The organism is Flavobacterium sp. UBA4854, from assembly GCF_002399805.1.
GTDB lineage: Bacteria > Bacteroidota > Bacteroidia > Flavobacteriales > Flavobacteriaceae > Flavobacterium > Flavobacterium ginsengisoli.
On record NZ_DHEI01000153.1, the window covers coordinates 21,050 to 30,852 of the forward strand.

Annotated in this window: 9 protein-coding genes; 7 read left to right on the forward strand and 2 right to left on the reverse strand. The window is 33.0% G+C overall.

Translation table 11 applies throughout. The features are described 5' to 3' along the window. The 6 genes from B3J44_RS21955 to B3J44_RS21980 form a co-directional block, all read left to right on the forward strand. On the forward strand, nt 1–543 hold a 543-nt coding region (locus tag B3J44_RS21955), incomplete at its 5' end, for a 2-oxo acid dehydrogenase subunit E2 (RefSeq protein WP_286971425.1). Nucleotides 544–761: 218 nt separating this feature from the next. Next, entirely contained in the window at nt 762–3,254 is a 2,493-nt protein-coding gene (locus B3J44_RS21960) for a TonB-dependent receptor (RefSeq protein ID WP_286971426.1), read from the forward strand. 61 nt (nt 3,255–3,315) lie between these two features. Then, entirely contained in the window at nt 3,316–3,648 is a 333-nt protein-coding gene (locus B3J44_RS21965) for a hypothetical protein (RefSeq protein WP_278019839.1), read from the forward strand. Between the two features lie 13 nt (nt 3,649–3,661). Beyond that, nucleotides 3,662–3,961 carry a hypothetical protein gene (locus B3J44_RS21970; RefSeq protein WP_198854873.1) on the forward strand — a complete coding sequence of 100 codons (300 nt, stop codon included), beginning with the start codon at nt 3,662–3,664 and terminating at the stop codon, nt 3,959–3,961. Nucleotides 3,962–3,966: 5 nt separating this feature from the next. Then, nucleotides 3,967–5,517 (forward strand): PepSY-associated TM helix domain-containing protein, encoded by a 1,551-nt coding sequence (locus B3J44_RS21975; protein WP_286971427.1) that lies wholly within the window; start codon nt 3,967–3,969, stop codon nt 5,515–5,517. Nucleotides 5,518–5,581: 64 nt separating this feature from the next. Beyond that, nucleotides 5,582–6,694, forward strand: a complete 1,113-nt coding sequence (locus tag B3J44_RS21980; protein ID WP_286971428.1) for a PepSY-associated TM helix domain-containing protein — start codon at nt 5,582–5,584, stop codon at nt 6,692–6,694. Nucleotides 6,695–6,747: 53 nt separating this feature from the next. Here the strand turns inward: B3J44_RS21980 and B3J44_RS21985 are convergent, their stop codons facing one another. Further along, nucleotides 6,748–7,095 (reverse strand): toxin-antitoxin system YwqK family antitoxin, encoded by a 348-nt coding sequence (locus B3J44_RS21985; RefSeq protein WP_198854876.1) that lies wholly within the window; start codon nt 7,093–7,095, stop codon nt 6,748–6,750. Between the two features lie 211 nt (nt 7,096–7,306). Then, complete coding sequence (locus B3J44_RS21990) at nt 7,307–8,299, reverse strand: TlpA family protein disulfide reductase (RefSeq protein WP_286971430.1); 993 nt, start codon at nt 8,297–8,299, stop codon at nt 7,307–7,309. Nucleotides 8,300–8,455: 156 nt separating this feature from the next. Between B3J44_RS21990 and aspS the strand changes: the two genes are divergently transcribed. Next, nucleotides 8,456–9,803: aspartate--tRNA ligase (gene aspS / locus B3J44_RS21995; protein ID WP_286971432.1), on the forward strand; the 1,348-nt coding region annotated here is incomplete at its 3' end.

Below are 9,803 nucleotides of genomic sequence, written 5' to 3' on the forward strand. Positions count from 1 at the left end.
TTCATGTCATTCTTTACAAAAGCAGTTACAAGAGCTTTAGAATTATATCCAGATGTTAACTCTATGATGGATGGTGATTACAAAATTGCTTATGATTTTGCTGACATCTCAATCGCAGTTTCTGGACCAAAAGGATTAATGGTTCCTGTTGTTCGTAATGCTGAACTTTTAACTTTCCGTGGAATTGAAGCTGAAATCAAAAGATTAGCTTTAAGAGCTCGTGATGGTCAAATTACAGTTGACGATATGACTGGAGGAACTTTCACAATTACAAATGGTGGTGTTTTTGGAAGTATGTTATCTACTCCAATCATTAACCCTCCTCAATCAGGAATCTTAGGAATGCACAACATCATCGAGCGTCCGATTGCTGTAAACGGAAAAGTTGAAATTCATCCAATGATGTATGTTGCTCTTTCTTACGATCATAGAATCATTGACGGACGAGAGTCTGTTGGTTTCTTAGTTGCTGTAAAAGAGGCTTTAGAAAACCCAGTAGAATTATTGATGAATGGCGACGCTAAACGTGCTTTAGAGTTGTAATTTTTAAAGTAATTTTTGACAATAATAAAAACCTGTTCATTAATTTGAGCAGGTTTTTTTACTTAAGATTAGCTTAATTTTAGCTTAAGTTGTTAATTTTTTGAAAAAATGTAAATTTTACCCTTTAAAAAATATTTAATTTAGAATAAATAAGAATAACTTGTTTAGTTGCTATCCAACAATTAAATTTGCACTATCAAAATTAATTCTAAATAAAAATGAAATTAAAATTTACAGTTTCTTTTTTGAGTTTTTGTTTTGCTTTAATGACCAGCGTATCAGCTTTGGCTCAAGAAAAAGCAACTATTAAAGGCCAAATTAGCTTAACAAATAATCAAGCTGCAGACAACGTATCTGTAATATTGAAAGGAACAAAAATAGGAACTAGCACAGACGCGAACGGTTTCTATGAAATTAAAAATATTAAACCAGGCAACTATGTAATCAAAGTTTCTGGAATTGGTTATTCTTCTAAAGAAAAAAGCGTTAACCTTAATGGTGGCGACTCAATTATTGAGGATTTTAGAATTAGTGAAAACTCTCAAGAATTAAATGAAGTTGTTTTAAGCTCAAACAGAAAAAACCCGTTAGCGCGTAAAGAAACAACACAAGTATCAAGATTACCTCTTAAAAATCTTGAAAACCCTCAAGTTTATACTACAATTACTGGTGAACTTTTAAAAGAGCAAGTTGTTACAAATATAGATGACGCTCTTAAAAATGCACCAGGATTATCTCCGCTTTGGGCTTCTACTGGACGTGGTGGCGACGGTGCAGGATATTTCTCTCTAAGAGGATTTGCTGTGCAGCCAACAATGACAAATGGTTTACCTGCTTTGAATAACGGAAGTATCGATCCTGCAAATATTGACAAAATTGAAGTTATTAAAGGACCTTCTGGAACTTTATTTGGAAGTAGTTTAATTTCTTACGGAGGTTTAATCAACTTGACTACTAAAAAACCTTATGATCACTTTGGAGGAGAAGTAAGCTATACAGCAGGAAGTTACGGATTAAACCGTGTAACTGCAGACATTAATACTCCTGTAGATGATGAACACAAAATTAATTTCAGAGTTAATACTGCATATCATACAGAAAACAGCTTTCAAGATGCTGGATTTAGAAAATCATTTTTCTTTGCTCCATCTTTATCTTACCAAGCTAGCGACAGACTTTCGTTTTTTATTAATACTGAATTCATGAACAACAAACAGACGAATCCTACTATGCTATTTTTAGATAGAGGAGCACCTCTGAGAGTTCATAATATGGATGAATTAGGTTATGATAACAAACGTTCTTATACAAGTAACGAACTTGCAATTGAAACTCCTTCTTACTCTCTTCAAGGACAAATGAATTACAAAATCTCTGATCAATGGACTTCTCAAACGGTTCTATCAAGAGGATCATCTAAATCTGAAGGGTATTACACTTATCTTTATGAAGGCACACAATATTTTCCTGCAGAAGTAAATCAAGGAATTGTTTTAGGACGTTCAATGAATTACCAAGATACAACAACTTTAACAACAGATATTCAACAAAACTTTATTGGTGATTTTAAACTTGGAAACTTAAGAAACAGAATTGTTGTTGGTTTTGATTACTTTAATAGAGGGCAAGTTGATAATGGTTCTGGATATGTATCAAATGGAAGAGTTTATATTGGAAACTTAGATGTAGCAACTGTAAACCAATACGTATTTGGCATAACAGATCCTGCAAAATATATTACAAATGGTGACAGTGGTATCCTAACAAAAGCTGGTTCTGATAAACTTTTAGCAGAAGCTGGCGCAAACAATAACAAAACAAAACAAGAGGTTATTAGTGCTTATGCATCAGATGTAATCAATATTACTCCTGCATTATCTGCAATGGCAAGTTTACGTGTAGATCGTTTTATGACTGCTGGTGATGTTACTACAAATGCTGATGATTTTAACCAGACTTCTTTTTCACCAAAATTTGGTTTAGTTTATCAGCCAATTATTGACAAAGTTTCAATTTTTGCCAACTATATGGATGGTTTTACCAATACAGCTCCAACAACTGATACTGGTTTAAATGGCGCAGTTATTCCAAGAACTTTCAAACCAGAACACGCTAATCAATTTGAAATCGGAACTAAATTAAATGTTCTTAAAGATAAAGTTTACGCAACATTTAGCTATTATGATATCAAAGTAACAGACCAAGTTTATACTGTTTATGGTTCTACAGGTGGAGTACCAACTCAAACTTCTTTCCAAGATGGAGAACAAAGAAACAAAGGTTTTGAAGCAGAAATCGTTGCAAATCCAGTTGCTGGTTTAAACATTGTTGCTGGTTACAGTTATGTAGATGCTGTGTTAAATGCTGGAGATCCTTCGTTCGTAGGAAACAGACCTGAGAGCTCAGGACCAAGAAACACAGCAAACTTTTGGGCAAGCTACAAATTTCCTCAAGGAGATTTACAAGGATTTGGTTTAGGTTTTGGTGGAAACTATGCTGACAAAAACCTAATCATGAACAGAAATGTTGTAGGTCAGTTTACAATTCCTTCTTATACTGTTTTAAATTCTTCTATTTTCTACGGAACGGAGAAATTTACATTGACATTAAAATTAGACAATATTGCTAATGTTGATACTTACGATGGTTGGTCAACAATTCACCCAAAAAACATGAGAAGCGTATCTGCGAACTTCGCGTACAGATTCTAATAAAAAATAATAAAAACACCTTTCTCTTATAGGAAAGGTGTTTTTTTAAATTTTAAAGATTATGATTACAACTGCCAGTCTTATCGTTTTTTTAGCTTTTTACACGTTGTATTACACTTCAAAAAGAGCTGTTTTGTCTTATGATTTAGGTTTTGAAAAATGGATGCAGAAAAATCCGAAGCCAACTAAAATCATCGGCTTAATGCTTTTGCTTTCTGCGTATGCAATGTGGCTTTTTACGCAATCACTAGGCTGTGGCACTTTGATGTTTTTTATTCAGCTCATGACCGTAGGAAGTTTAATCATTATCCTTACACCACTAAAAAAAATAAACAGTAAGTTACTTTTGGCATTACTGGTTTTTATTGCACTAACAGAATTCTATTACCAGTAATCATTATCAAATTATGCCAGCAAATTCAAAATATCTAAATCCCTCTTTTTGGCCACGTTTTTCCAAAATTACTGCTGCAATTTTAGGAGGATACTTTGTTTCTGTCACTTTTCATTTGGCTCTTGCTTCTTGGTTTAACCGTGCCAATGTTTTAATGACAATGGCTTTTACTGGTTTTATTTTATGGGTTGCCTTAATGATCATTGCTTTTTTAGCCAAAAGCGGTTGGAAAATATGGGGAATTTACATCTTGCTTTCTTTACTTTTTTGTCTTTTTATTTATTTGGGTCAAACCTATAATACGGCACAATAATATATATGAATAACCGTCATTACAATATCTATTTTCATACACATACTGTCAGCGGAATCGTGATCAGTGTAGTTCTTTTTGTAATTTTCTTCGCTGGATCTTTTTCTTTTTTTAGAGATGAAATCATCAATTGGGAAAGAAGTGAATCTACAGCAATCACAAGAGAAATTCAATTGGATTACAATGACGCCCTGCAGCATTTAGATAAAAAATATGTTTTGCACGGAAGAAATATCACTATTTCTAAACCTTCAATAGAAAATCGAGTTGCTGTTTATATGGAAGGAACCAAAGACACATTGGCTCCAAAAAAACAACAAGCAGGAGAGTTTTTCTATTTAGACAATAAAAATTACAAATCTTATACTTACGAAGAATCTTATTCTCTTGGTGAACTTTTATACCGTCTGCACTTTTTGGCGCAAATTCCATATCCTACCGGATATTATTTAGCCGGATTTACCGCTCTGTTTTTTTTATTCGCAATCGTGACAGGAGTTTTATTGCATTGGAATAAAATCGTTTCTAACTTTTATATCTTCCGTCCAAAAGAAAAATTAAAAACACTTTGGACAGATGCACACACAGCATTAGGAATGATTGGACTTCCGTTTCAATTTGTATATGCCGTTACAGGTGCTTTTTTTATGATTAAACTTTTAATTGTAGCACCAGCCGTAGCTGCTTTATACAATGGTGATCAGGATAAATCATACAAAGAATTAGAATACACAGATGCCGATTATAAATTTGAAAATAAAAAGTTAGCCAATCCATTTAATATTGATGAGCTAGTTGCCAAAACCAAAAAGAACTGGAAAGATTTTGAAATTACTCGTGTTTTTATCCAGAATTATGGAGATGCCAATATGCACGTTTTGGTCGAAGGAGAACTTTTAAGCAATAAGAAATTTACAGGAATTGGGAAAGTAGTTTATAGAATTGCCGATGGAAAAGAAATTGCCAAAAAAGATCCAATTGCCCAAACTAATTACCTAGATGTTGTAAAAAATGTTTTGTACCGAATTCATTTTGGCGATTATGGCGGATATGCTTTAAAAATCGTAAGTTTCCTTTTAGGAATTATAACCTGTTTTGTTATTATTTCTGGAGTCATGATTTGGCTTGTTGCAAGACAAAAAAATAATATGCCAGAAAAGAAAAGACGTTTCAACAATGCCGTTGTTCGTATTTATCTGGCAATTTGCTTAAGCATGTATCCAATTACGGCATTAGCTTTTATTGGAAGTAAGATTTTCTATCCTTTAAGCCAATCTAATTTATATGCTCTTTATTTTGGAGGTTGGCTATTGCTTGCCATTTTCTTCATCATTAAAAAGAATGATGCTTTTACGAATAAGTTCTGTTTGGTTTCAGGAAGTATTTTAGGATTCTTAATTCCAATTACAAACGGAATTGTTTCTGGAAATTGGTTTTGGACTTCTTTTATAGAAAACAAATTTCAGATTTTCTTTATCGACGTTTTTTGGATTTTCTTAGCTGCAATTACATTATATACAGCTTATCATTTAAAACCCAAAAAAGCAGTTTCTTAAAAATTAGCTCAATTTATTTGTCCTCTATTGATTTTGCGTATAATTTTACGTTTTTAATCAAAATATGGGATTCAAAACCAAAATACGTTTTATACACAAATGGCTCGGATTAATTTCTGGGCTTATTGTTTTTGTAGTTTGTATAACGGGCTGTATTTTTTGTTTTCATGATGAAATAAAAGACATTACAAGAAAAGATTGGCGTTTGGTAGAACCTCAAAACAAACCTTTTCTATTACCATCTGAATTGCAGCAAAAAGCAAAAGAAATTGCTCCTGCGAATAAAGCCAGTATGGTTGCTTATTACGGAAAAAACAGATCGGCAATTGTTTATACCTATTCAGATACAGAAAATTTATATCTCTATTTCAATCCCTACACAGGTAAATATTTAAAAACAGAAAATCCAAAAACCGATTTCTTTATTATTGTAGAATACATTCATTTGTACCTTCTCCTGCCCGATTATATCGGAAAACATATTATTGGTGTTTCGACCATCATTTTTATTTTATTGCTTATTTCAGGAATTATACAATGGTGGCCAAAACGAAGAAGCGACATCAAAAGAAGTTTTACTGTAAAATGGTCCGCAAAATGGCGTCGAGTAAATTATGACTGGCACAATACTTCTGGCTTTTATATTTCGTTAATTGCTTTAATTCTAGCCATAACTGGACTTACTTTTACATACGAATGGGTTGGAGACGGAATTTATAAATCTTTCAATTTCGGCGGAGACAAAGCAGCCGAGACAAAAACGCCTACAATCGATACAACCACTTTCAAATCAAATTCGGCCACAGCAATTGACAAAGCTTTTATTCAAACCTTAAAATTACAGCCAAAAGCAGAAATGTTCTTTGTAATGATTCCACAACAAAAAGGTGACATTGTGAGTACAGGCGCATATCCGCACACATTGCGTTACGACCAGCAGAGCAATTATTATTTTCATCCGTCAAGCGGAAAACTAATTCAAAGTCAGACATTCGATAAAAAGAGTTTAGGACTGCAAGTTGTCGAAATGAATTACGGAATACATACAGGACAAGTTTTAAATCTTCCAGGAAAAATTATCGCTTTTATCGTAAGTCTAATTGCCTCAGCGCTTCCCATCAGCGGATTTGTAATTTGGTTTGGAAGAAAAAAGAAATCTAAAAAAGTAAAGGCATAAAAAAACCGCTCATTTAAAGCGGTCTTTTTATAATTGGTACTGAAATTATATGATTAATTTCTGTTTGCTAAAGCATTTTTCTGTAAATTTTTAACCGAACTTACTTTGTTGTCAACATAAGCAACTTCTTTCAAGCTGTCTTCATTAAAGTAAATCCATTTTCCAGTTTTAACTCCGTCTGCATATTCTCCAACGGTTTTTTTGTTTCCATTTTCGTCATAAGATACCCAAACACCGTCTAATTTACCATCTTTAAAAAAGCCTTCTTGCTGCACTTTACCATTTTCATAGTAATAGGTTGCTTTTACCTTGTTCCCAGCAGCTTCTAATTCAGGCTTTCCTTCTTGTGCAACTACAATTCCAGAGAACAATATTGCAGCTAAAATTACACTCTTTTTCATATCTTTAGGTCTTTAATGTTAAGAAATCTTTATCAAATATAGTTAATTGTTTACATTAAAAAAACTTTTACTTAACAATTTGGTAACATTGATTAAAAACTTAACATTGGAAAAATCCATAAAATAAAAAAACCAGCGCTCAAGCACTGGTTTTACTGGTGTTTTAGAACTATTTAAATTTTACGATAACGTTGTAAATTTCGTAAATAAATTAGTTCAATAATGCTGTAAGCTGTTTATCTAATTCTGGATCTGAAGGTCTTTCTGCATCATATTTTAGAATATTACCACTTGGATCTACCAAAATGAATCTCGGAACTCCAGTAATATTATAATTAACAATAAATTCAGATTCCCAATCCTTATCTGCTAAAAGCTGTGTACCGCCAAGACTTTTATCGGCAATAAATTTTCTCCATTTGTCACTGTCTTTTAGTTTATCAATAGAAATACTCACAAATTCAATATTCTTCCCATGATACTTTTCTTCAAGTTTTTTTAAATAAGGAATCTCAGCTCTGCAAGGCGCGCACCAAACTGCCCAAACGTCTATAAAAACGTATTTTCCTTTAAAATCAGAAAGCTTGGTTTTTCCTCCTTTATAATTTTCATAATCAAAACCTGGGGAAACTTTCCCCGTAAATTTGTTTGCTTTTGAAACTCTTTCATACTGTCGAGCGGCTAATTGATGGAAACTTTCAAAACTGCGTTTTAAAGTTGTTTTAAAATCTTCCGAAAAATCGCTCTTCTCTATTTTTTCTGTATCCGATTTCAATTTGTCATCAAGCAAAGCAGTAAACTCGTTCGGTTCTTTGGTAAAAGCATCTTTTGTAAAGTTTTCATTTTTTATAGCTTGCTGCGCTAAAAAGTTGCTTTCTTCTACTCCTTTACCTTTATATACAATCGTTTTATAAAATTCCTGAGCATTCAGCGTTAAATTGATCTCAGAATTTGGTTTCAAATATAGATTAGAGGATTCCTTGCCATCATAAAACACATAAAATCCTTGAGAAGCATCAAAAGAAGAAACAAAAACTCCTTTTTTATCAATCGGAATTATTTTCTCAAAATCTCTTCCTTTAATTACTAAAGTGTCGCTATTTCTATTATCTATTTTAGCTGTGAACTTAATAGAATTTCCACTTTGAGCGGCAATATTCAAAGCATTAAAAATTACTAAACCTGCAACAAAAAGTTTTTTCATAGGTATTTCAATTAGTTTTAGATACTCAAAACTAAATAAATTAAACCTTTCCAATTTGAGAATTAACAAAATATTTAAAATTATTCTGCATCAACTTTCCACTTTACTATATTATCTTGAATTTTGTATTTACTTTTGCAGTCTAAAATTTTGATTATGTATAGAAGTCATAATTGTGGCGAATTAAACGCTTCAAATATTAATACCGTAGTTACACTTGCGGGCTGGGTTCAAAAATCACGTGATAAAGGATTTATGAATTGGGTCGATTTACGCGACCGTTACGGAATTACGCAACTTATTTTCGACGAAAGTCGTACTGATAAAACCGTTTTTGAATTGGCTAAAACTCTAGGAAGAGAATTTGTAATTCAAGTAAAAGGAACTGTAATTGAGCGTGAAGCTAAAAACAAAAACATTCCAACGGGTGAAATCGAAATTTTAGTTTCAGAATTAACGATTTTAAATACTGCACTTACTCCTCCTTTCACAATCGAAGATGAAACAGATGGTGGAGAAGATATCAGAATGAAGTACCGTTACTTGGATATTAGAAGAAATCCAGTAAAAAACAGTTTATTATTCCGTCACAAAGTGGCAATGGAAGTTCGTAAATATTTATCTGATTTAGATTTCTGCGAAGTTGAAACTCCTTATTTAATTAAATCGACTCCTGAAGGAGCAAGAGATTTCGTTGTACCAAGCCGCATGAACGAAGGTCAGTTTTATGCATTACCGCAATCTCCTCAAACTTTTAAACAGCTTTTGATGGTTGGAGGTATGGATAAATATTTCCAAATCGTGAAATGTTTCCGTGATGAAGATTTACGTGCAGACCGTCAGCCTGAGTTTACTCAAATTGACTGTGAAATGGCATTTGTAGAACAAGAAGACATTTTGAATATTTTCGAAGGTCTTACTAGACATTTATTAAAAGAAATTAAAGGTATTGAAGTAGACAAATTCCCACGAATTACTTACGACTACGCCATGAAAACATACGGAAACGACAAACCGGACATTCGTTTCGGAATGAAGTTTGGAGAACTAAACGAATTTGCACAACATAAAGAATTCCCTGTATTCAATGCAGCAGAATTAGTTGTCGGAATCGCTGTTCCTGGCGCTGGAAATTATACTCGTAAAGAAATCGACGGGTTAATTGACTGGGTTAAACGTCCACAAGTCGGTGCATCTGGAATGGTTTATGTAAAATGTAATGAAGATGGAACATACAAATCATCTGTAGATAAATTCTACGATCAAGACGATTTAGCAAACTGGGCAAAAGCTACAGAAGCAAATCCTGGCGATATGATTTTTGTTCTTTCTGGACCTGCAAACAAAACACGTGCTCAACTTTCTGCATTACGTATGGAATTAGCAACTCGTTTAGGATTACGTAATCCTGAAGAATTTGCTCCATTATGGGTTGTAGATTTCCCATTATTAGAACTAGACGAAGAAAGCGGTCGTTACCATGCAATGCACCATCCATTTACTT